Consider the following 22069-nt stretch of genomic DNA (forward strand, 5'->3'; position numbering starts at 1 on the left):
TCTTCAATCAAGGCCATATGTATTTAAGCATCTAGCATCATTCAATACAACTTGCTCATATATGATCTCTGCTCTTACAGGAGCGAAATGTCTTATCCCATTATACAGCGGAATTCACCGAAACGAAAATGTGCACTTCTCCCAGGCTAACCGCATTCGCCGGATTCCCTCTGTCATCTCTTCTTTCTCCAGATGTGCAAAAGCAAAGCAGGCCGCCGGATGACCTGAAGTCAGCCGATATCGCTCTGCATCACGAAACAGTATGCCATCCTCCTCAGCAAGCTTTTTAAATCGCTGATAACTGTCCACATCACCATTCCAGGTAGCGTAGATATGCAGTCCTGCATCACCAAGCTGCATCGTGAATGCTTCCGGTAACTGTAGTTCCATCTCTCGGACAAAAAAACCATGCCGTTCCCCGTATAACCGGGTTAACCGCCGTAAGTGCCTCAGGTAACCTCCTCTGGTCATAAATTTTGCCAGTGCGCGCTGCTCTAACAGCGCCGGAGGTACCGGTTCATACAGCGCCTTGGCGGCAAGGAGAGGTTCTACCAGGCCAGGCGGCAGTACGGCATAACCAAGTCGGAACGAAGCAACCATCGTTTGTGAGAATGAACCGACATAGATGACGCGCTGTTCACGATCAAGCACTTTAAGAGGTTCAATTGGTCTTCCTCCCCATCGGAATTCACTGTCATAATCATCTTCAATAATGACCGCATTCCGCTTCGAAGCCCATGCAAGCAAGGCACGTCTTCTGTCCAACCTCAGCACGGCACCTGTTGGAAACTGCCGGGTAGGGGTGACAAATAACGTCTGTGCCTCCCAAGGTTGCGGAATAATGCCTGCGGTATCCACATCTGCCGGGATGATGTACCCTCCACAGGACTTGACGGCATGGGCAATGCCCGGATACCCCGGGTTCTCCAATACAACTGCTGTATTCTCCGTAATCAGCAATTGAGATAGCAGGGTGATACCTTGCATTGAACCACTGAACAATACAATCTGAGAGGGTTCAGCCTGAATACCACGTGTCCATCTGAGATGGGAGGCGATGGCCTCACGCAGCTCCGGATCTCCGGCTACACCGCTGGATTCTCGCCAACCACTGCGATGAACCGCAGCGAGTGCACTTTTCCACTCCCCTAACGGGAAATGTTCTGCAGGCATGCGCTGCATTTGAAAATTAATGACGGACGCCTTCGGTGAAGACATTGGAGTCCGCAGGACTTCATGTTGCGTATTCAACATCTGTACTCGTTCCCCCCAGGCAGACAGCTTGAGAACGGCTTCCTGTTTTTCATTTTCCTGAGTGGATAATGTTTCGGTGACAAATGTACCTCTTCCCCGATGTGCATGGACATAACCATCCGCAAGCAGCATGTCGTATACCTGAGCTACCGAACCACGTGACATCTCATATTGCTTTGCCAACTCACGGGTGGAAGGAAGTCTCGTACCTCCCACCAATGTGCCTGCATGAATGGCATCACGTAACGCATGGTACAATGCCTCATACTTGTATCGATGCTGAAGTTCATAGGTATCCATAGGTAGCCAAAATTCCATCATGCACCTCTCTTCATTTGTCTTCATTGTAATCCCCGACTAATTGGCCTACTAAAGTGAATGTAAATTGGATCTATTTCATTGTCAATGTATGAACTATGGTTATGCATAAGAGATGGCGTTCTATTATACATTCAATGATGGGGGAATACACATGAGACGGAAAGAATTCACAGTAGATGAAGAACAAGAGATTACGGCATTTCTGGATCAGTGCTCCTTCGGGTTTCTGGGAACGGTCAGTCCGGACGGACAACCACGGGTTACACCTCTGAATTTCGTATATATGGACGGTTGCTTTTATTTCCACGGCAGTCTGGCTGGCGAGAAGATGAAACAGATTAAACAGGATTCGTCGGTCAGTTTCACGGTAGCTGAGGAATTCTCCTTGATTCCATCCTATTTCAGTGATCCTGAGCTTGCTTGTCCGGCGACTTCTTTCTTCAAAAGTGTCATGGCCTTTGGTCAGGCAGAACCGGTTAAAGATCTGGACATCAAAGGTAAGGTGCTGCAACGATTTATGGAAAAACTCCAACCGCAAGGCGGATATGTACCGATCGACGCTAATGACTCACGTTACACAGGAAACCTCAAAGCTGTAGCCGTTGTAAGAATTATGCCGGAACGAGTCACTGCCAAATTTAAATTCGGACAAAATTGGTCCATTGAACGCTTGGATCACATACGTGGTGAACTGGAACAGCGCAATGAGGGACGAGATGCTGAAACCGCTGAGATGATGCGGAAATATTGTCCATTTCATCAGCAATAAGTTTCATTTCTTGAGGATTAATCCAAGGTTGATTCAACGATAACCCACCCGAAAACCCTCTGCAACAACGCGGTAAAGCGATATAACTGTCATATTGCGTAATTTCCGTGACGGGGGCATGTCAAGGTGATATAATGTTAGGCAGTTGAATCACAAAGACTTGGAAGGATGAAAAGAATGAATCCACTGGCTGAACAGTTGAACGAAAGTATTCAGACAGGCAGCAGTCACGTCTACTCCATGCTGTCACAGCTTGGCAAAGAAATTTATTTTCCTAAAGAGGGGATTTTGAGTCAATCTGCTGAAGCAGCAAGCTTGGCCAAGACCCATAATGCCACGATTGGTATCGCCCTGGAGGGTGGTGTGCCGATGCATCTTCAGGTCATTCAGGAGAAGCTCTCTGCATTCCAGCCAAAGGATCTGTATCCTTACGCTCCACCTGCAGGCAAACCTGAATTGCGGACCGTCTGGAGAGACAAGATGCTGAAGGAAACGCCTTCCCTGAAAGGCAAAACGTTTGGCAATCCAATTGTAACCAATGCATTAACCCATGGACTAAGTATCGTAGCCGACCTGTTCGCCGATGAAGGGGACGCTGTCATATATCCGGATAAAAACTGGGAAAATTACGAGCTGACCTTCGGAATTCGTCGTCATGGCCAGTTAGTTCATTATCCCCTGTTCGATGATCAGTTGAACTTCAACAGTGATGGTCTTCTTCAGGCTTTGCTTGATCAAAAGGACAAAGGTAAAGCGATCGTCCTGCTCAACTTCCCGAATAACCCAACAGGTTATACGCCTGGAGCGGAAGAAGCAGATGCCATTGTAAACACGATTCTTCAGGCAGCTGAAGCCGGCGTTAACGTGGTTGCTGTAACAGATGATGCCTACTTTGGACTGTTCTTCGAAGATTCCATTCATGAATCCCTGTTTGGCAAACTTGCCAACATTCATCCACGTGTGTTGACTGTAAAAGTGGATGGTGCAACCAAGGAGGAGTTCGTATGGGGCTTCCGCGTTGGATTCATTACGTATGCCCATGAAGATGCAGCCGTTCTGCATGCATTGGAGCAAAAAACACTCGGTATTATCCGGGCAACTATCTCCAGTGGACCGCATCCTTCCCAGACTTTTGTATTGGATGCGCTCAAAGCACCGGAGTTTGAAGCACAGAAACAGGAGAAATTCGAGATTATGAAAGGCCGCGCCAATAAGGTAAAAGCCATTCTCGATAGCGGCAAGTATGGAGATGCATGGGACTATTATCCGTTCAACTCCGGTTACTTCATGTGCCTGAAGCTGAAAGAAGTTGGCGCTGAAGAACTCCGAAGCCATTTGCTGCACAAATACGGTGTGGGTACAATTGCGCTGGGTGAATCAGATCTGCGAATCGCCTTCTCCTGTATTGAAGAATCCGGATTGGAAGATCTGTATGAAACCATCTATCGTGGAGTTCAGGATCTGCGGACGACTTAGTTAAAACAGACAGTAGCGAATTAACGCAATTTCAATGGTTCAGGGGAAAGAGGATCATGTCTGAACCCTGAATGATATAAGAACCCTCTGTATGCCGGGACGACGTTACATGTCTCCGAATATACAGAGGGTTCTTTTGGTGTTTTACAACTCATCAGATATCACTTACCACACCGGGACAGCTGCCCAAAAACTCGAATTTCCAACTTTTCCGGGCATCGGCCCAATCAGCCTAACCCCAAGGCACATAATATACGATGTACGCAAGGGCGTGCCAAACAACCACTTGAAAGGGGAATGACCATGTCTGGAGTTGAAGATACAAGAGGCGGTTATGGATGCGGCGGTTACGGAGGATTTACTAACACAGGTGCCATTCTCGTTCTGTTCATCTTGCTCGTAATTATCACTAAATCGTTCCTCTGTTAGTACCAATACACACTTGCGCGAGAACCAAGTGATCTGATTGCATGATTCCATTACAGCACAAAGAAGGGTATACCGGGATACAGCCCGGCATACCCTTCTTTTGTTATCTTTTGTACCTCTCACTGATGAACCCAATGTAATAATCCAAGTTGGTCAGGTGTCCGATCGATTGTTTACTCGTCCTCTTCTTCCTTCAACCACTTGTTACCTTGTGAACGCCGCATGATCACAATCACCAGTATACTCAAAATAAGGGCTACTCCGGTGACAGTCAGTCCGGTTGCTCCGGCAGCCAGCATAGGCAACCACATGAGTAACGCAGCCAGTGCATGTAGATGGAATATGAATCCCAACACCTGAGAACGACGACTTTCTCCCGAGATCGGGTAGATCATAATCCAGAACGATTCACTATGACTGCGACGCAGCGCACCCAACTGAACACCTGCAAGCAACAGGAAGAACAGATACACCCCGACACCAAAGTAGCTGCCTGCTGTCCACCAGGATAGTAACATACCCAGTACAACCAGACGTAATACAATGGAAAACACTTCGGTTCGAATAAACGTTTTGGTAATCAGATATCGGTAAGCTTTCCCTGCATTCCAGGGAAGACCGCTCCCCAATTTGCTAAGCCAGCGACGCGAACTTACTTTCTGTCCGGATGAAGGCACATCCACGAACCAGCCGAGCGTCCGCATAACCCTGCCAGCCTGCCCCTGCTCCACCTGTATCAGACGTTCCCACGCCACCCGATGTTTTACCGGGATACGCAAGGCAACGATATAAACGACAGCCAGTAACAGCAGGAACCATACGCTGCGCTGAGGTGGTTGCCATAACCATGCGCCAACTGCCAGAACTGCCGAAGCCCAACGCAAGAGACGGTATCCTCTTGCCGCGCCAACCTGAACCATTCTTAGCTCTTGCCATGCTCCATAACTGGACAGCCCTTTCCACAGCAGCAGGAATACGATGAACCAGCCAAATGGCCGTGCATCCAGATCTGCTCTGACATAGAGAGGCCACAGTGTAACAAATACAAGCAGTAGGCCCAGACTTTTATAGATGATGCCCCTGGCAAAGCTGTTCTTCAAATATTCCTGCATCCGGTATTCCTGTGGCCGCAGGAATACAATATCTGCTGGAAGCAGATATGTACGATAACTGCTAAACAGCACCAGTGGCGCCAGCAGCAGCAATGCAATCCAGCGAATCGGGAATTCTGCGGGAATGTTCTGGACAAACGATGTATACCAGGCGGAGAACGCAATGACGAGAAATAAAAAGACCATAGCTACACCGCTCTGGATCACATAACCCAGATAAGGAAGAATTCCGTTCCAGAATCCTGTGCGTCTTTGCTTCCATAGCAGCTTGAGATCCATGCTCAATCCCTGCCTTGTACGAGGGAATAGAACATGTGCTCCAGCGTGGCATCCGATTCCCCGAATTGGGAGCGCAGTTCATTCAGCGTCCCTTGAGCAATAACCTGTCCACGATGCAGTACGATAAACCGGTCACAGTAATTTTCAATCGTGGACAGAATGTGTGAACTCAGCAGGATGGATGATCCCGAAGCTTTCATCTCCAGCATAAAATCAAGCAAGGAGCGAATACCCAGCGGGTCCAGCCCCAGAAAAGGCTCATCAATAATGTACAGTGGCGGTCCGGCCACAAAAGCACACATAATCATGACCTTTTGCCGCATGCCCTTGGACAGGTGAGTCGACAGACTTGTACTTTTTTCATTCATACGGAATAATTGCAGCAATTTCTCCGTACGTTGTTTGAAGTCAGCCTCCGACACATTGTACGCTCTTGCTGTAAACTCCAAATGCTCCATCACCGTCATCTCATCATACAATTCGGGTGATTCCGGTACGAATGCCATGGCCGATTGGTAGATCTGCGCATCCTCGTCCCGCTTCTTGCCCATCACTCGCACTTCGCCCTGTTGAGGGGTCATCAAGCCGAGGATATGTTTCATGGTTGTACTTTTGCCAGCACCGTTTAAGCCGATTAGTCCAACCATCTCTCCACGTCCGACTTCCAGATCGATGCCGTGAAGGACCGGCCGTTTGGCACTATAACCTCCGCTTAACCCGCTGATTTGCAGAACAGGCGATTGAACATTTTCCATCTATCCCTGCACCCCTTTCGTCAGATTCTATTCTTCGGAGCGTGGCGTTTTATCTTTACTCCACTTGGGTGCTCCCTTGTTTTTACGATCCTGGTCGCGCTCCGTGCGGCCTGTATTGCCCGTTGGTTTGCTACCTGCTGGACGCGAATTGGAGATTGTAGCTCGGGTTCCCCCATTACGATTGCCCTGACCTGGTTTGCGATCTCTGGATTGTCCTGGTTTTCTGGAGAACGAATGTCCCTCAGGACGCGTATCCGGACGTGGATCAGCCTCCAATACTTTACCGCCGAAGAGTACACGTTCTGACAGTTCGATTCCGAGTTCGCGTGCGAATTTACGCATAATAAAGATCTGTGTTTCATCCACAATGGATAGCACAATACCCGAACGTCCCATTCGGCCTGTACGACCTGCACGGTGAACATAATGCTCCGAGTCAAAGGCAGGGTCATAGTTAATGACCATTGGCAATCCTTCGATATCCAGTCCTCTGGCAGCTACTTCGCTGGCGATCAGCAACTGAAGTTTGCCATTACGGAAGGCAGACAATACGTTACTGCGGGTCACTTTGTCAGCATCCCCATACAGCGCAGCAGCAGACAAACCCAGATGATTCATTTTTGCTTCAACTTCACCAATATCTTCGGTTGCATTCACAAATACGATTGCCCGATCCGGATTGTACTGTCTAACCAGACGACGCAGCATGTCAATTTTATTCCGGTTTTCTTCTACAAAATAATAATGCTCAAGGCCCGCAGCCGTAGCTCGATCCGGTTCAATTCCGATCTGAACAGGCTCTTTCATCTCACGCTTTGCGAGTCCAGCTGTATGCTCATCAATGGTTGCTGACAGGAAGATCAGCTGACGGTCCCGCAATGCGCTCTTGAGTACAAAGTTCACGTCACTTACACCGCCAAGTTGGAACACTTGGTCCGCTTCATCGATAACAATCGTAGAGACGTTGTGCATTTTCAGTTTTTTGAGTGTAATCAATTCCTTCAGTCGTCCTGGTGTACCCACAACCAATTGTGGATGCTCACGCAGCTTCTCGATCTGACGTTTAGCCGCTGCGCCACCAATCAGACCCAATACGCCAATCTTACGTTCTTCCGCATAACGCTGCGCTTCACGTACAATTTGCATCGCCAGCTCTTGCGTAGGTGCAATAACGAGTTTCTGCGTGCCTTTGATATCCATTTTGATGGATTGTAACATTGGCAGCAAGTATGCCAGCGTTTTCCCTGTTCCCGTCTGGGATTTGGATACGACATCCCGGCCTTCCAAAATAACCGGGATCGTCTGAGCCTGTACAGGTGAAGGTTCGTTAATGCCATGTTTCGCCAAAACGGCCTCCAGATCCTGTTCCACGCCAATTGAAGCAAATGTTTGATTCGTCATGTATGTCCATCCTTTTAATTTATTCATTTTGATGTTATATAAGTTCAACTAATCATTATTTACACTGACACTTCGAGGACAGAACAACCTTCCGATCACTGTTATCCCCAGATTTTTTTGATTCCTTTTTTAAAAGGAAAAATCCGTTGATAAAGGTGAACGCTTCGCTTCTTCAGGTTATTTCTGTCCTCTCCGTTATTGTGTAAATGTTAGTTGAACATATAAGTTGCTTGTACGGATATAACCGAAGCCTGTCATCACATTACCTTTCATTATATGCGAAAAAAGCCCGTGCACCAAATCTTATTCCAGAATTGTATGTATACACGCCAAAAAAAAGAAAAGCCCCTCGGCGGAGCCTTTCTTTCATTCCGTATATGATGCCTCGTATCACATTTACTTCTGATTCATTACACCGTGCGACAATCGATCTGCAAGACGAGGAAATAGCTGGTACAGCCATATGCCAGCAGAAGCAATTCTTGGCAGATTCACTTCTTCCTTGCGCTTTTTCATCGCCCGAATCATATGACCCGCAACATCTTCCGGTTTCAACATCATCCAACGTACATTATTCACATAATTGCCAGATGGGTCAGCCCGTTGGAAAAATGGTGTATCAATCGGACCTGGATTAATCGTTGTCACCATGACGCCAGTCTTGCGAAGCTCTTGACGCAGCGCATTACTAAATCCGAGTACAGCGTGTTTCGTAGCTGTATAGGAAGCGGATTTGGCCGTACCGATTTTGCCAGCCATGGAGGCCACGTTCACAATCTGACCTTTGCCACGTTCCAGCATTTGTGGAAGCACTGCTTTGGTGCAGCGGACAATGCCCATGTAATTAACGTCCATCATCTCATCGAATTCCTGTACAGACATCTCTGTCATCGCTGCGAATTTCCCGTAACCTGCGTTATTCAGCAAAATGTCGATTCGTCCGTATTTATGCAATATCGCATCCACAGCTGCCTGAACCTGCTCACTATCCGTAACATCAAGTGTGAGTAATTCATGCTGCCCTTTCAGCGAGGCACCAATCTCTTCCAGCTTGTCCCGTGAACGGGCAGCCAGAATCGGGATGGCTCCTTCTTCAATCAGCATCTGCGCACACAGCGCACCGATACCACTCGATGCACCAGTAATAAACACTACCTGATCTTTCAACATACCCGATGTCCTCCCGTATTGAACACATATTGCCTTTTGAGGCATATGGCTCTATTCTACGAGATCATAACCTGAATATCCATCTCACCAATGCCATCCATCAGCAAAGGAATGCTCAATGCTTTCGTTGCACTAAATGTAGTCAGATGTTCGGACTTCATCACTTGTGGAGGTGTAATATCGACAACAACACCCTGGTTTGACAGGATGGTGCTGGCATTACCACTGATCATATTACCCAGTTCCGAAATCGCACTTTTACTCATTTCATCCATTTCTGTAATGACAAAACCGCCCATCATCGCAGATACAATTTTCAATGCAACTTGTTCATTGATTCCAAATACAATGTTTCCGCTAAGTTGCCCGGTCATTCCGATCACGATCCAGACATGGTCTGCAATGTACTCTACATTTTTCACGCCAAGACTCCCGGTGGAAGGCGAAACCTGGATGAGCTGTTCAAATACGTTCCGTGCCGATTCCAGGAAAGGATTAATCACTTCCGCTTTCACTGTCTATGTCCCCCTCGCACTGGGTTATTGGTCACACACCAAAAGTCCCATATTCATTAAATTTATTATACTTTATCACGTACAAGAATTCATTAAGAATTCGTTAAACCATGTGTACTATAATTTATCGTCATCCGTGGGGCAAATGTTTATAGCTGATTCTAGCGAATAAACAGCGCTTTTCACTTCTTTTGAAGAAAGATTTTCGTTCATTGTGCGTGGCAAAAGGAATTTAGGACTTTATTACTGCTTCTCACAACTGTTAAAAAAATCAAATTCTTGTATTCGCGTTTTTTTCACAGTCTCTTGAACTACTTTTGATCCTGATAATTACCTTCATTGCTCTGCTGTCCTGAATCACCTATAATTTAAGATAACGGAACAATAACCAGTTACGGGATTACATCACACCAAACACTACATAATCAAGATACTTTGCCTGCAAGGAGGTCACCTATGAACATAAGCCAACTGGAGACACTAATTACCATTTCCAAAACGATGAGCTTCCGCAAAGCGGGAGAACTTCTGAACCTGACCCAACCTGCCGTCTCGGCCCAGATCAAAAGTCTGGAGGACGAATTCAGCACCGTTCTTGTGGATCGTAACCAACCCGTTACCCTGACAGACCGTGGACAGGTATTTCTGGAGCACGCTGAACGGATGCTCGACATCGTCGATGAGTTGAAACAAAAATTGTCCGATCTCGATGAAACGCCCCAAGGACGTATCGTGTTAGGCACAACAACTTCCATTGCTATTCAGATCTTGCCAAGGGTGTTATCCTATTTCCAAGATCAATTCCCGCTGATCAAAACCAGTATCCAATCCCTTCCTTCATCACAGATCTATACCCAGGTCGAAAATGGTCTGGTTGATATTGGTATCGGTTATCTCACGGAGCGTAATCCCAACCTGAATACATCTGTGCTGTACTATGACACATTTGAACTCGTGGTATCTCCTTCCCACCCACTGGCGAAGAAAAAACATGCTGCAGTAGATGTGCTCCGGAGTACACCATTGATTCTGCTGTCCCCTGATACAGTAGGACGAAGGTTTACGGAAACCATCTTCAAGAAACATAATATTGAACCTAATATTGTAATGGAGTTATCCAGCAGCGAAGAAGTGAAACGGATGGTCGAGATTGATCTCGGAGCAGCTGTCATCTCCAAACAATCTGTTGCGCATGAGTTGCGTCAAGGTACATTGCGAATGATACCCTTAAGTGAGCTGGAGGTCAGTCACCCTGTTGGTGTCATCTATAAGTCCAGTCGTTACCTTAACTCAGCGATGCAGCAATTTATAAGTGACCTCAAAGGCATGCCGGAAACCCAATTCATCAGTTCAGAATGACAATGAGCCATGAGAAAGGAAGGATTCCATATGAAATTTGATCTTCATACACATCATTTTCGTTGTGGTCACGCAGACGGCAACATCCGCGATTATATAGAGGCAGGTATTAAGGCAGGACTTCAGGCCATCGGTATCTCGGATCATACGCCATACTTTGGCAGTGAGCTTGAGCAAGCATTTCCCCGGATCGCAATGGGTAAGTCTGAATTGCAGCATTATGTGGAAGAAGTCCTTGCTTTGAAAGAAGAGTACGCTGGTAAAATCGATGTACTGCTCGGCATTGAATCCGACTATTTCCCTGCTTATGCAGAATTGTACCGTACCACACTGGGACAGTATCCTTTTGACTATATTATTGGTTCAGTTCATCATACTGAGGATGTAAGTATCTTCAACAAAACCCGATGGAACGGACTGAGCAATGTTCGCAAAGTTGAAGTGAAAGAAAGCTATTATTCACTAATCCGGGAATCGGCTCGCAGCGGTATGTTCCAGATCCTTGGACACATTGATGCGATGAAAGGAAACTATCCACCTTTCTCCGAAATTATCGCTGATCAGGCCATTGATGAAACGTTGCAGGTCATTGCAGAATCCAACGTAGCGATCGAAATTAACACATCTGGCAAAACCAAACTCAGCGGTGGCTGGTATCCTTCGGATGCCATTCTGGAACGCGCCCATCATTATGGAGTGAAGGTGACATTTGGATCGGACGCTCATAAACCACAGCGCGTTGCAGACGAGCTGGATGACGTTCGTACACGTCTCAAGGATATCGGATTCACAGACTGGGTATACTTCAAGCAGAAACAGATGCAGGTTGTACCACTGTAAAATAGAGCAAACACAAAGGCCCCCACAGCGCGCTTGTAAACGCCGTGGGGCCTTTTATTGCCCTATATTAGGAAATATAATTAAATTTCACACGATAACGGAGGGGACAGAAATAACGTGAAGAAACGAAGTGTTCGCCTAAAAGCTTTCTGAAAGAAATCTGCATCGGAAGCATACGCTATCCCCGGATTTTCCCTTTTCAAAAAGGGAATCAAAAAATCTGGGGATAACAGCGATCGGAAGGTTATTCTGTCATCGGAGTGGCCAGTGTAAATACTCCACAGTTAACATATCGGCAAAAAAAATGAACCCGCTCGCGCGGGTCCCAACAGCATTATCTATTATCAAAAAGGGGGTCATGAGATAAGTTTACCCCCTGTCTGTTAGAGTTCAATTGCAGCTATATTTCAATTGTGTAACAAATGATTGAAGTTCGATTCATTTACGTTTGACTACTCTTACTCTATGTCATTGCGGCTTGTCAGATACCAGGGTTTGCAGGTCTTTTTCCTGAAGCGGTCTGACGTATTGTTCCCGGTACATACTGTACACTTTAACATCCATCAGGGATTCTGATCCCTCGTCATCCTCATCATGCAGTCCGAACGAGGGAAGACTCCGCTCATAGGACATCCCTATTTTGTTTAGCACCCGTTGTGAAGAAACATTGGCCTCATAACAACGTGCTTCCACCCTCCCCAGATGAAGATCGTCAAATCCAAACTGCAGCAGCCTCTGTACCGCCTCGGTAGCCACACCCCTGCCCCAACAGGACCTGTTCAGGATATAACCGATCTGTGCGGTACCATTCTGATCATTCCAGTGTTGGAATGAGGTGATTCCAATCACCTGTTCCTTGCCTCTCCAGCAGATCCCATAATGTAACGAATCCAGCTTGGTGCTGCTGCTCCGTATCTGGTTCAATAACCGTCTCGCCCTGATTGGCGTGGGCTGGCTTCCCCTATTCACATATCTTATGACTTGAGGATCGGAAAATAGTTCCGATAATGTGCTGTAATCACTTTGACGTAATGATCGCAGGACAAGACGCTCTGTCCACAAAGCGGGCAGACCTTGAACCAGCATTTTTCGGGTAAGCATGACAATCGCTCCTTTTGCCTAAACGGGCTCTAGTCCGGTAAGACAAGCATGCTCTGATGATGATCCGGCGTAATACCATTTGAACTGATCCACGAACTTTAGTATTCGCATTTTAGTATTAATATATTGCAACATTCAATTCCTCACGCTAAAAGGCCCAGATGCTGACTACTCCTGCAGCCCGCGATAGATACCCGTACGAATCTCACGAATATAGAAATCCAATGCAGGAACATTCGCCGACTGTGCAACCTGTACTTCTCGCTCAATATCATAAGGCACCCGCACAAATTGAACATTGAATGAGGTATTGTTATCGTTGCTGTCTTCACCCTCCAGAATGCAGTAGGAAGCCTGTGGAAGATCGAGTGGATTACCAACACTGCCTGCATTAAACAGTAACTTGCCGTTCATATACTGCAAGTATGCATTATGCACATCCCCATAACCTACAACATCTGCAACACCTTGCTCAGGCTCATCAGCCGGAGGATCAAACATTGCCAACCTCTTTTCCATCGCGTCCCACGGCTGTACACGATGGTACACACTTTGAGGTGAAGCATGGACCAGACGTATGGTGCGACCGCTCAGTTGAAATTGATGACTGAAGGGTAGGCCCGCCAAGTACGCCAATCGTTCCTCACCCAACCGTTCTGCTTGCCACGTAAAGTTCTCGTTGTCTTGGTTAACCGCAACCAGTTCATCCCAATTGCCACGGATGACAAGTTCGCACGTTGCTCTCACCTGATCCACAACCTGTACCGGTTCTGGCCCCTTTCCCACGAGGTCACCAAGACAAAAGATTCGCTCCACGCCACGACTTCGGATATCTTTTAACACTGCTTCCCAGGCAGTCATGTTGCCATGAATGTCGGATACAATCGCAATTCTTTCCATCTGGATAACCTCCATTCATGTTGAATCCTTTATGTTGTATATTCATCTTATATTCTTTTATGTGGTTGATCCTTTAAGCTCAAAAACCGTTAATTCTGGTCTGCACAGAAAACGAATCGGCAGTTGAGTCATGCCAAAACCACGATTCACATACACAGGCATCTGTGTCTGGGTGCTGTAATATACCCCCTGGACATCCGTGTAATACAATCCTTGAACATACTTGTGTGAACCTCGCGGAGTTGTCAGTGCCCCGATCCAGGGAAAACGTACCTGTCCACCATGGCTATGACCGGAAAGTTGTAATCCGAAACCATAGGGAGTGGCAATATCGGCGTAATCCGGTTCATGCATAAGTAACAATTTCCACACATCATGATCCAATCCCTTGATAGCTTGGGCAGGATCAGGCCTGCCTGTAAGTGCGTCATCCAGGCCAGCTATGGCCAGACGTTCGCCTCCTTGTTCAATCACCACATGTTCGTTCCGTAACAAAGTGAATCCGGCTTCACGGAACATGGTTGTCACTTCATTCTGCTGCCCGCCCCGATAATCATGATTCCCCAAAACTGCAAATTTGCCATACTTCGCTTGCATGGAGGCGAGTACCGGAATACATTCACGCATCGGCTCTGCTTCCCTCTCGACGATGTCTCCGGTAAAACAAATCAAGTCCGGTTGCTGCTCCTCAATCGTTGCTGCCAGCTTCTTCAGCTCTTTCACCCCGGTATGAAAACCAAGATGGGCATCGCTGAACTGAACTATACGCAAACCGTCAAATGCCTTTGGAAACTTCGGAAGTTTCAGCTCCACTTGCTTGATCTCCAGACGACGCGGTTCCCATAGCCAGGCATAACCTCCTGTAAGCAAACTGGCACCCGCTGTCATCAAAACCATGCGCAATAAGAAACTTCGGCGAGAGGGATCATGATCCTTTTCTTCTCCAGGAAACACAGACTCTTCTGTCCCTGGTGCTTTGTACGAGCGCTGGGACGGCGAGTTGTTACTGCCCTGACGCGGTGTCTCTGCCATATCTCCCCCTCCTTCTACGCTCTTAATCCATCCCCTTAGTATATCATATTCTGCATGTGTAGCCCGGTTCCTCTGCTTCATTACAAAAAGAAGCCGGGATCTCCGGCATGTTGCTGCACGGGATCACGACTTCTTCTAAGTTGCAGATTACACTTCTGCACATGTTATGACGAGATTATACACCCAACCAGCGTTTGAACATATGCTTGGTCGTTTGTTTGTTCATTTCGGCAATGGAGGTAGTCAGTGGAATGCCTTTTGGACAGGATTGCACACAGTTCTGTGAGTTACCACAGCCCTCGATGCCTCCGTCTTCCATCAACGCTTCCAGACGATCGTCGGCGTTCATCTCCCCTGTTGGGTGAGCGTTGAACAGACGCACTTGGGACAGTGCTGCTGGACCGATAAAGTCAGTTTTCTCATTGACGTTCGGGCATGCTTCCAGACATACACCACATGTCATGCATTTGGACAGCTCATATGCCCACTGACGCTTCTTCTCAGGCATCCGTGGACCTGGACCGAGGTCATAGGTACCATCAATCGGAATCCATGCTTTTACGCGTTTCAGGGCGCTAAACATCCGGCTACGGTCGATGACCAAGTCACGAACCACTGGGAATGTCTTCATCGGTTCGATACGAACAGGCTGTTCGAGCTTGTCGATCAGGGCTGCACATGCTTGACGTGGCTTGCCGTTGATGACCATGGAGCAGGCACCGCAGACTTCTTCGAGACAGTTGGAATCCCAGCACACGGGTGCAATGGATTTGCCATCTGTATTGACGGGGTTTCGCTGAATCTCCATCAGGGCGCTGATCACATTCATGTTGGGACGGTACGGAAGCTCAAATTCTTCGTTGTACGAAGATGACTCCGGGCTGTCCTGACGGGTGATGATAAACTTGACGGTTTTGTTGGCTGTAGCTTGTTCCGCCATATCGTAGTCCCCTCCTCTGGTGACGATGATTGTATTGCTGATGCGCAAAGTTACTGGTTTGGTGCACGGGAGACGCTTCGTCAGCGGAATGCCCCTCTGATCGCTGTTATCCCCGGATTTTTTTGATCAACCCTTTCCAGGGTTAAAATCCGGTGATAAAGGCGAGCGCTTCGCTTCTTCTGGGCATTTCCGCTTCCTCCGCTACATCGTGCACTGGGTCACTTTGCTGGAAACTGCATTCCATTCATTCTGGATTGCCGTAATTTTAGATAAGCAAGCTTTGCCCATGCGTTGCTTGCTTATGAACAGGTATTTTGGCTTCCTCTGCTGCGATGTGCACACAAAGTATCTTTGCTGAGAACCTTCACTCCATCACTCTGATGGCAGTAACTTTGAAGAAGCTCTGCTTCTCCAAAGTTCTCCTGCCTCTTCGTTCAGGTGCTTGATATTTAACCTTATAAATAAATCCCTGATATTTAATCCTTGGAGTAATCCCGGATACGTGGTGGGATCAAGGATACGTCTACTGGCTCGTACGAGATTTTCGGGCCTTCCTTCGACCAGCTTGCGATGGTCGTTTTCAGGAACTCTTCGTCATTACGTTCCGTGAATTCCGGTTTGTAATGCGCGCCGCGGCTTTCGTTACGCAGCAGTGCGCCGAGAGTCATTGCTTCTGCCAATTCAATCATGTTCCACAGTTGGCGAGTGAATGCTGCGCTCGGGTTATTCCAACCGGAGCTGTCATACATGTTGATTTTGCCATAACGCTCTTTCAATTCCTTGATCTTGCCAATCGTGGCTTCAAGCTTGTCGTTGTAGCGCACAACCGTCATGTTGGCTGTCATCCACTCGCCAAGCTCTTTATGAATAACATAGGCATTTTCCGTGCCCTGCATTTTCAAGATGCCTTCATATTTGTCGCTTTGTTGTTTGGTGTGTTTCTCAAATACGGAAGATGGGATATCAGCGGACGATTTTTTAAGTCCTTTGATATATTCAGCCGCTTTTGGTCCAGCCACCATACCACCATAGATCGCAGATACCAATGAGTTTGCACCCAGACGGTTCGCACCATGGTATTGATATTCACATTCACCAGCTGCGAACAGCCCCGGAATGTTAGTCATTTGGTTATAATCTACCCACATGCCGCCCATAGAATAATGGACTGCCGGGAAGATTTTCATTGGGATTTTACGCGGGTCATCGCCCATGAACTTCTCATAGATCTCAATGATTCCGCCGAGTTTAACATCCAGTTCCTTTGGATCTTTATGAGACAGGTCGAGATAAACCATGTTCTCACCGTTCACACCCAGACCCATATCTACGCAGACGCTGAAGATTTCACGAGTCGCGATATCACGTGGAACCAGGTTACCGTAGGATGGATATTTTTCTTCAAGGAAGTACCAAGGTTTTCCATCTTTGTACGTCCAGATCCGTCCACCTTCACCACGCGCGGATTCAGACATGAGACGTAACTTGTCATCCCCTGGAATGGCTGTCGGGTGAATCTGAATGAACTCCCCGTTGGCGTAATTTACACCTTGCTGATACACCGCACTTGCCGCTGTACCTGTGTTAATTACAGAGTTGGTCGTTTTACCGAAGATGATCCCCGGACCACCACTCGCCAGAATAACCGCTTCTGCCGGGAAGGTCTGTACCTTCATCGTTTTCAGATCCTGAGCCACGATCCCGCGACATACACCTTCATCATCCAAAACCGCCTGCAGGAACTCCCAGTTCTCATATTTCGTAACCAGACCAGCTGCTTCCCAGCGACGTACCTGCTCGTCTAATGCATAGAGCAATTGTTGTCCTGTTGTCGCTCCGGCAAACGCTGTACGGTGATGCTTCGTTCCTCCAAAACGACGGAAATCAAGCAAACCTTCCGGTGTCCGGTTGAACATTACGCCCATACGGTCCATCAAGTGAATGATGCCAGGTGCTGCTTCGCACATCGCTTTAACAGGAGGTTGGTTCGCAAGGAAGTCACCGCCGTATACCGTATCGTCAAAGTGTACCCATGGGGAGTCACCCTCACCCTTGGTATTTACCGCTCCGTTAATGCCGCCTTGTGCGCATACAGAGTGGGATCGTTTAACAGGAACCAGTGAAAATAAATGAACATGGACTCCGGCTTCAGCCGATTTGATCGCCGCCATCAATCCCGCGAGACCGCCGCCCACAATAATTACATTCGTTGATGCCATTGCTGTTCACTCCCTTATAAGTCAGCATTTATACGCTAAATGCTTAAATTAGAACTGTTTTTACTGCGTCAATCATCGAAGTAGCTGTCTGGAAATCAATGCTCCGGAAAGCAAATAGTGAAGCAATAAACATGATGGAAACAATAGCGAACAAGCTCATACATACGTAAGAGGATACACGTTGCGCACGCGGACCAACCGTAATTCCCCAGCTAACGAGGAACGACCATAGACCATTGGCAAAGTGATATGACGCCGCAACCACACTGATCATATATATCGCAAAGGTTATCGGATTCGTCACCGCATCATGTATGACGCCGCCAATCTCTTCATGGGATACATTCCCCAGCGCAATCTGTACTCGCGTCTCCCATACGTGCCAGATGACGAATACAAACGTAATAATACCGCTTACCCTCTGTAACGTGTAGCGCCAGTTGCGCTCATTGCCAAAACGGCCCACGTTAGGCTTGGCCTGATAGGCAATATAAAGACCGTATACACCGTGATAGAACAACGGCAGCCAGATAAGTAACGCCTCGATCACAATAACAAGAGGCAAACCGTTCAGAAATGCAACAGCACCGTAAAAAGCTTCTTTGCCGCCTTCAACTGCTGTGAAGTTTGTCACCAAATGCTCAGCAAAGAACAGACTGAGCGGAATGACGCCAAGCAAGGAGTGCAGCTTTCTGGAGTAAAACCCTTTCATAAAATGTCGATCCCCTTTCGCTAAATACAACGTTTTCATAAATGATTTCACTTATCATGACACGAATCCTTTTCCATGAAAAGGTTCGACAAATTGTTCCGTTTTCCCTAGGTGTGAACAACTTGTGTCACGAACCATGTTACTCCTTTTTTTCTTATAAGGGAATTGCAATATAATTATTAAATGTTATAACCTATAGGTATAAGCAGTGAAACATTGGGTTTACAGGCTATACAACATGGAAAACGATTAAGCAAGGGCAAGAATCACATTCATGGAAAAGAGGTTATTGTTCATGTTTGAGGAGTTAAATGCATTTGCGGCGGTCGTGGAGCAATCCAGCCTAAACCGCGCATCCAAGTTACTGAACTTGTCCCAACCCGCACTCTCACGCAAAATTGCCAAATTGGAGGATGAACTCGGGGTTGCCCTGTTCCACCGCCGTGGCAAACGGCTGGAGTTAACCAGTGTGGGCCAGTTCACCTATACCTACGCTGTAGAACAGAAGCAGCAGCAACAGAAGTTCCTCACCATGCTGGCCCAGTATAAAGACGAAGAACAGAGCACCATTACACTCGGAGCCAGTCTGACGACGCTTCAAACTACGTTACCACCTCTCGTCAATGCCTTTATGGAGAAACATCCAAATGCCGAACTGAAACTGTTGACGGGAAAAACACATGAAATTGTGTCGTTTGTGCGTGACAAAAAAGCCGATGTGGGCATTGTCGCCTCCTCCATCAGCGAAGTGGGGCTTAACTGTGTGCCGCTCTTTGACGATCACCTGGAACTGGTTGTGCCGCTTACACACCCCTTGTCCGGTAAGGAAGCCGGGATGGAGCATTTGCAGGATCTGCCGATGATCACGTTCTCCAAAGGCACCTGGTACCGCAAATTAACGGACGATCTTTTCCAGCGCTGTGCCGTGATGCCGGATATTCGTATGGAGATTGATTCCTTCGAAGCGATCATACGACTTCTGCCTTCCGCCAAAGCTGCTGCTCTATTGCCCAAGTCATATCTTCGTCCACAATTACTCGCGGACAATGATCTTGTTTCTGTTCATTTGCCTCAATTACAGCAGACCCGCAGAACAACCTGTATGATCTATGGAGAAAAAGAGGACCTCAGCGAGACTTCCAGACAATGGGTCAAGGAGACGGCTGCACTCTTTACAGCAAAGGCGCCATTACCCTCAAGGAGGACTACGACGCCTTTGCCTTGATCTGAATCAGCCAGGTACTAACGCCTGGCTTCCATATTTAACTCATCTTAATTATCAGCTCTCTTGGCTGATAACCTCTTCTTCAAATCGGTCGATATCTGCATTATTACCAATAATGACCATGATATCCCCCATTTGAAGCGAATCCAGTGCCGTCGGAGCAATGATGACCCCGGCTTCTTTCTGTAACGCTACAATGCTGCAACCAAAACGTACACGTGCATTCAGGGTCGAAAGGGTCTTGTTGTGCAGACAGGCGGGAACCTTCATCTCGACAATACTGTAATCATTGGATAATTCAATATAATCCAGCAAATTCGGGGTAACCAGCTGATGGGCAACCCGAATGCCCATATCCCGCTCAGGATAAACGACACGATCAATCCCCAGTTTATCCAATGCTCGTCCGTGAAGGACGGATATGGCCTTGGCCACGACCGTCTTGACGCCCAGCTCTTTTAACAGAATCGCGGTGAGAATGCTCGTCTGAATATCATCTCCGATGGCTACGATACCACAATCAAAATTGCGAATACCCAGAGAGCGCAACACTTCCTCATCTGTGGCATCGGCTACAACGGCATGGGTGACCAATTCACTCATGTCTTCGACGACTTCTTCATTTTTATCGATTCCGAGCACCTCGTAGCCGAGTTCCATTAATTCCTGTGCCAGACTGGAGCCAAACCGCCCAAGCCCAATCACCGCAAACTGCTGTGTTTTCATTGTTCTTCACGAACCCCTTATCCAAATCATTTTCAATCACTAAAAATAGATTTATCCAATAATCATTTTGCCTTCCGGATACCTGTATAACTCTTTACCCTTTTTCTGCCCAAGTGCATACGCTAATGTGATCGGTCCAAGCCTTCCTGCAAACATCGTAAAACAGATCAGGAGTTTGCCCAATGTAGTCAACTTCAGCGTCAGTCCCAGCGATAATCCGACAGTACCAAAGGCCGATGTTGTTTCAAATAATATCATCATAAAACTGGCGTCTTCTGTGGTACTCAGTGCCATCGTTACAGCTATGATGAACAAAAGCGCCAGCAATGTAATGGTAAGCGCCTTGAAAATCCGTTCCTGTACGAGCCGATAGCGGAAAAACACGATATCTTCACGTCCACGCATCATGGCGATGACCGCGCCAGCCATAATCATAAATGTCGTTGTTTTGATCCCGCCTCCGGTAGAACCCGGCGAAGCACCAATGAACATCAGAATGATCATAAAGAACTGTGTTGCCTGTCTGAGTCCGGCAATATCTACCGTATTGGCTCCTGCTGTTCGCGGCGTAACGGACTGGAAGAATGAACCGAGAATTTTGCCACCCCAGTTCAGGCCACCCAGTGTCCGTGGATTGCTAAATTCAAATACGAAAATGACAAGTGCACCAAACACAATCAACAATCCAGTCATTAACAGTACAACTTTGGAGTGCAGAGACAGCTTCCGCGTTTTGCGGTAATCCACCAGGTCTGACAGCACTACAAAACCGATACCACCAGAGACAATCAGGAATATCGCTGTAAAATTAACCAACGGGTCATACACATAACCGGTCAGACTGCGGAAATCCCCAAACATATCAAAGCCCGCATTGTTGAACATGGAGATCGCATGCCAATAGCCATAATAGATCGCCTGTCCGACTGGCATGTCGAATGACCAGCGGATGGCAAACAGTGTGCCACATATGCCTTCGATAATGAGTGAGTAGATCACAACTTTACGAATGAGCCGGACGATACCCTCCATCGTGCTCTGGTTCATCGCTTCCTGTAGAATCAACCTTTCTCTGAGCGAGATCCGCCGTTTGAACGCAATGGCAACCAACGTGGACATTGTCATGAAGCCCAGTCCGCCAATCTGAATCAGAATCGCGATCACAACCTGACCCAGCACCGAGAAGTGAGTCCCTGTATCGACCACTACCAAACCAGTGACACAAACAGCCGAAGTTGCTGTAAAGAGCGCATCAATAAATGCAAGACTGTCACCGTTACGGTTGGATGCCGGAAGCATTAACAGCAATGTGCCTACCAATATGATGCCAGCAAACCCTAACACAAGAATACGGGGCGGCGATAATCGCATCCATTGAACATTCAGTTTCACTTGAGTATCTTCCACCTCTTCTACAATGAAAATAACTCCACACCCGTGGAGCCTTCTTCATTTGTAATGCTGTTGCCAAACGTTAAACATGTATGAATCAGATTAAAACGACATATATAATGAAGTTGGAATATATTCTATT

The 22069-nt window shown here is 47.3% G+C and carries 20 protein-coding genes; 6 read left to right on the forward strand and 14 right to left on the reverse strand.

All coding sequences use genetic code 11. The annotated features are described in order from the left end of the window. Window positions 1-114: 114 nt before the first annotated feature. Window positions 115-1572, reverse strand: a complete 1458-nt coding sequence (locus tag F0220_RS24640) for a MocR-like pyridoxine biosynthesis transcription factor PdxR (protein WP_105601248.1) — start codon at window positions 1570-1572, stop codon at window positions 115-117. 154 nt (window positions 1573-1726) lie between these two features. Here F0220_RS24640 and F0220_RS24645 point away from each other — a divergent pair, with 154 nt between their 5' ends. The 3 genes from F0220_RS24645 (at window position 1727) to F0220_RS33035 (ending at window position 4249) form a co-directional block, all read left to right on the forward strand. Beyond that, complete coding sequence (locus F0220_RS24645) at window positions 1727-2344, forward strand: pyridoxamine 5'-phosphate oxidase family protein (RefSeq protein ID WP_105601249.1); 618 nt, start codon at window positions 1727-1729, stop codon at window positions 2342-2344. Window positions 2345-2521: 177 nt separating this feature from the next. Then, window positions 2522-3820 (forward strand): aminotransferase class I/II-fold pyridoxal phosphate-dependent enzyme, encoded by a 1299-nt coding sequence (locus F0220_RS24650; protein WP_105601251.1) that lies wholly within the window; start codon window positions 2522-2524, stop codon window positions 3818-3820. Window positions 3821-4123: 303 nt separating this feature from the next. Beyond that, the gene (locus F0220_RS33035) at window positions 4124-4249 is read left to right on the forward strand and encodes a YjcZ family sporulation protein (protein ID WP_206759599.1); all 126 of its coding nucleotides are present in this window, start codon (window positions 4124-4126) and stop codon (window positions 4247-4249) included. Between the two features lie 173 nt (window positions 4250-4422). Here F0220_RS33035 and F0220_RS24655 read toward each other — a convergent pair whose 3' ends face one another. The 5 genes from F0220_RS24655 to F0220_RS24675 form a co-directional block, all read right to left on the reverse strand. After that, window positions 4423-5640, reverse strand: coding sequence for an ABC transporter permease (locus F0220_RS24655; RefSeq protein WP_105601252.1), 1218 nt, complete (start codon window positions 5638-5640; stop codon window positions 4423-4425). A gap of 2 nt (window positions 5641-5642) precedes the next feature. Continuing rightward, window positions 5643-6395: an ABC transporter ATP-binding protein gene (locus tag F0220_RS24660; protein ID WP_091020857.1), complete on the reverse strand. Its 753-nt coding sequence runs from the start codon at window positions 6393-6395 to the stop codon at window positions 5643-5645. A gap of 27 nt (window positions 6396-6422) precedes the next feature. Further along, window positions 6423-7796, reverse strand: a complete 1374-nt coding sequence (locus F0220_RS24665; RefSeq protein ID WP_105601254.1) for a DEAD/DEAH box helicase — start codon at window positions 7794-7796, stop codon at window positions 6423-6425. A 396-nt stretch (window positions 7797-8192) separates the two neighbouring features. Further along, window positions 8193-8966 (reverse strand): SDR family NAD(P)-dependent oxidoreductase, encoded by a 774-nt coding sequence (locus tag F0220_RS24670; RefSeq protein WP_105601256.1) that lies wholly within the window; start codon window positions 8964-8966, stop codon window positions 8193-8195. A 56-nt stretch (window positions 8967-9022) separates the two neighbouring features. Next, on the reverse strand, window positions 9023-9481 hold the full coding sequence (locus F0220_RS24675) for a chemotaxis protein CheX (protein WP_036605799.1): 459 nt from the start codon (window positions 9479-9481) through the stop codon (window positions 9023-9025). Between the two features lie 456 nt (window positions 9482-9937). On the opposite strand from F0220_RS24675, the gene F0220_RS24680 reads away from it, so the two are divergent. Then, window positions 9938-10840: a LysR family transcriptional regulator gene (locus tag F0220_RS24680; RefSeq protein ID WP_036605798.1), complete on the forward strand. Its 903-nt coding sequence runs from the start codon at window positions 9938-9940 to the stop codon at window positions 10838-10840. Between the two features lie 30 nt (window positions 10841-10870). After that, a complete protein-coding gene (locus F0220_RS24685) occupies window positions 10871-11680 on the forward strand; it encodes a histidinol-phosphatase (protein WP_105601258.1) in 810 nt (269 codons plus the stop codon). Window positions 11681-12148: 468 nt separating this feature from the next. Here the strand turns inward: F0220_RS24685 and F0220_RS24690 are convergent, their stop codons facing one another. The 6 genes from F0220_RS24690 to F0220_RS24715 form a co-directional block, all read right to left on the reverse strand. Next, window positions 12149-12781, reverse strand: coding sequence for a GNAT family N-acetyltransferase (locus F0220_RS24690; protein WP_091020854.1), 633 nt, complete (start codon window positions 12779-12781; stop codon window positions 12149-12151). Window positions 12782-12949: 168 nt separating this feature from the next. After that, window positions 12950-13681 carry a metallophosphoesterase family protein gene (locus F0220_RS24695; protein WP_105601259.1) on the reverse strand — a complete coding sequence of 244 codons (732 nt, stop codon included), beginning with the start codon at window positions 13679-13681 and terminating at the stop codon, window positions 12950-12952. A gap of 57 nt (window positions 13682-13738) precedes the next feature. Continuing rightward, window positions 13739-14713: a metallophosphoesterase gene (locus F0220_RS24700; RefSeq protein ID WP_105601261.1), complete on the reverse strand. Its 975-nt coding sequence runs from the start codon at window positions 14711-14713 to the stop codon at window positions 13739-13741. Between the two features lie 175 nt (window positions 14714-14888). After that, the gene (gene sdhB / locus F0220_RS24705; protein ID WP_036605794.1) at window positions 14889-15653 is read right to left on the reverse strand and encodes a succinate dehydrogenase iron-sulfur subunit; all 765 of its coding nucleotides are present in this window, start codon (window positions 15651-15653) and stop codon (window positions 14889-14891) included. A 476-nt stretch (window positions 15654-16129) separates the two neighbouring features. Then, entirely contained in the window at window positions 16130-17872 is a 1743-nt protein-coding gene (gene sdhA, locus F0220_RS24710; protein WP_036673387.1) for a succinate dehydrogenase flavoprotein subunit, read from the reverse strand. A gap of 43 nt (window positions 17873-17915) precedes the next feature. Beyond that, window positions 17916-18584 carry a succinate dehydrogenase cytochrome b558 subunit gene (locus F0220_RS24715; RefSeq protein WP_091020850.1) on the reverse strand — a complete coding sequence of 223 codons (669 nt, stop codon included), beginning with the start codon at window positions 18582-18584 and terminating at the stop codon, window positions 17916-17918. Window positions 18585-18879: 295 nt separating this feature from the next. On the opposite strand from F0220_RS24715, the gene F0220_RS24720 reads away from it, so the two are divergent. Next, window positions 18880-19809 carry a LysR family transcriptional regulator gene (locus F0220_RS24720; RefSeq protein ID WP_091020849.1) on the forward strand — a complete coding sequence of 310 codons (930 nt, stop codon included), beginning with the start codon at window positions 18880-18882 and terminating at the stop codon, window positions 19807-19809. Between the two features lie 54 nt (window positions 19810-19863). Here F0220_RS24720 and F0220_RS24725 read toward each other — a convergent pair whose 3' ends face one another. Further along, window positions 19864-20535, reverse strand: a complete 672-nt coding sequence (locus F0220_RS24725; RefSeq protein WP_091020848.1) for a potassium channel family protein — start codon at window positions 20533-20535, stop codon at window positions 19864-19866. A gap of 51 nt (window positions 20536-20586) precedes the next feature. Next, window positions 20587-21906: a TrkH family potassium uptake protein gene (locus tag F0220_RS24730; RefSeq protein ID WP_374954426.1), complete on the reverse strand. Its 1320-nt coding sequence runs from the start codon at window positions 21904-21906 to the stop codon at window positions 20587-20589. Window positions 21907-22069: the final 163 nt, after the last annotated feature.

The sequence above is a fragment of the Paenibacillus sp. 37 genome (assembly GCF_008386395.1).
In the GTDB taxonomy this organism is placed as follows: Bacteria; Bacillota; Bacilli; order Paenibacillales; family Paenibacillaceae; genus Paenibacillus; species Paenibacillus amylolyticus_B.

What these genes read in the sequence shown, in the direction of transcription:
- F0220_RS24690 (WP_091020854.1), bottom strand. Translation starts at nt 12,781, where the DNA reads ATGCTTACCCGAAAAATGCTGGTTCAAGGTCTGCCCGCTTTGTGGACA.
- F0220_RS24725 (WP_091020848.1), bottom strand. Translation starts at nt 20,535, where the DNA reads ATGAAAACACAGCAGTTTGCGGTGATTGGGCTTGGGCGGTTTGGCTCC.
- F0220_RS24720 (WP_091020849.1), top strand. Translation starts at nt 18,880, where the DNA reads ATGTTTGAGGAGTTAAATGCATTTGCGGCGGTCGTGGAGCAATCCAGC.
- F0220_RS24645 (WP_105601249.1), top strand. Translation starts at nt 1,727, where the DNA reads ATGAGACGGAAAGAATTCACAGTAGATGAAGAACAAGAGATTACGGCA.
- F0220_RS33035 (WP_206759599.1), top strand. Translation starts at nt 4,124, where the DNA reads ATGTCTGGAGTTGAAGATACAAGAGGCGGTTATGGATGCGGCGGTTAC.
- F0220_RS24700 (WP_105601261.1), bottom strand. Translation starts at nt 14,713, where the DNA reads ATGGCAGAGACACCGCGTCAGGGCAGTAACAACTCGCCGTCCCAGCGC.
- F0220_RS24685 (WP_105601258.1), top strand. Translation starts at nt 10,871, where the DNA reads ATGAAATTTGATCTTCATACACATCATTTTCGTTGTGGTCACGCAGAC.
- sdhB (WP_036605794.1), bottom strand. Translation starts at nt 15,653, where the DNA reads ATGGCGGAACAAGCTACAGCCAACAAAACCGTCAAGTTTATCATCACC.
- F0220_RS24680 (WP_036605798.1), top strand. Translation starts at nt 9,938, where the DNA reads ATGAACATAAGCCAACTGGAGACACTAATTACCATTTCCAAAACGATG.
- F0220_RS24660 (WP_091020857.1), bottom strand. Translation starts at nt 6,395, where the DNA reads ATGGAAAATGTTCAATCGCCTGTTCTGCAAATCAGCGGGTTAAGCGGA.
- F0220_RS24695 (WP_105601259.1), bottom strand. Translation starts at nt 13,681, where the DNA reads ATGGAAAGAATTGCGATTGTATCCGACATTCATGGCAACATGACTGCC.
- F0220_RS24670 (WP_105601256.1), bottom strand. Translation starts at nt 8,966, where the DNA reads ATGTTGAAAGATCAGGTAGTGTTTATTACTGGTGCATCGAGTGGTATC.
- F0220_RS24640 (WP_105601248.1), bottom strand. Translation starts at nt 1,572, where the DNA reads ATGGAATTTTGGCTACCTATGGATACCTATGAACTTCAGCATCGATAC.
- sdhA (WP_036673387.1), bottom strand. Translation starts at nt 17,872, where the DNA reads ATGGCATCAACGAATGTAATTATTGTGGGCGGCGGTCTCGCGGGATTG.
- F0220_RS24665 (WP_105601254.1), bottom strand. Translation starts at nt 7,796, where the DNA reads ATGACGAATCAAACATTTGCTTCAATTGGCGTGGAACAGGATCTGGAG.
- F0220_RS24655 (WP_105601252.1), bottom strand. Translation starts at nt 5,640, where the DNA reads ATGGATCTCAAGCTGCTATGGAAGCAAAGACGCACAGGATTCTGGAAC.
- F0220_RS24650 (WP_105601251.1), top strand. Translation starts at nt 2,522, where the DNA reads ATGAATCCACTGGCTGAACAGTTGAACGAAAGTATTCAGACAGGCAGC.
- F0220_RS24730 (WP_374954426.1), bottom strand. Translation starts at nt 21,906, where the DNA reads ATGCGATTATCGCCGCCCCGTATTCTTGTGTTAGGGTTTGCTGGCATC.
- F0220_RS24715 (WP_091020850.1), bottom strand. Translation starts at nt 18,584, where the DNA reads ATGAAAGGGTTTTACTCCAGAAAGCTGCACTCCTTGCTTGGCGTCATT.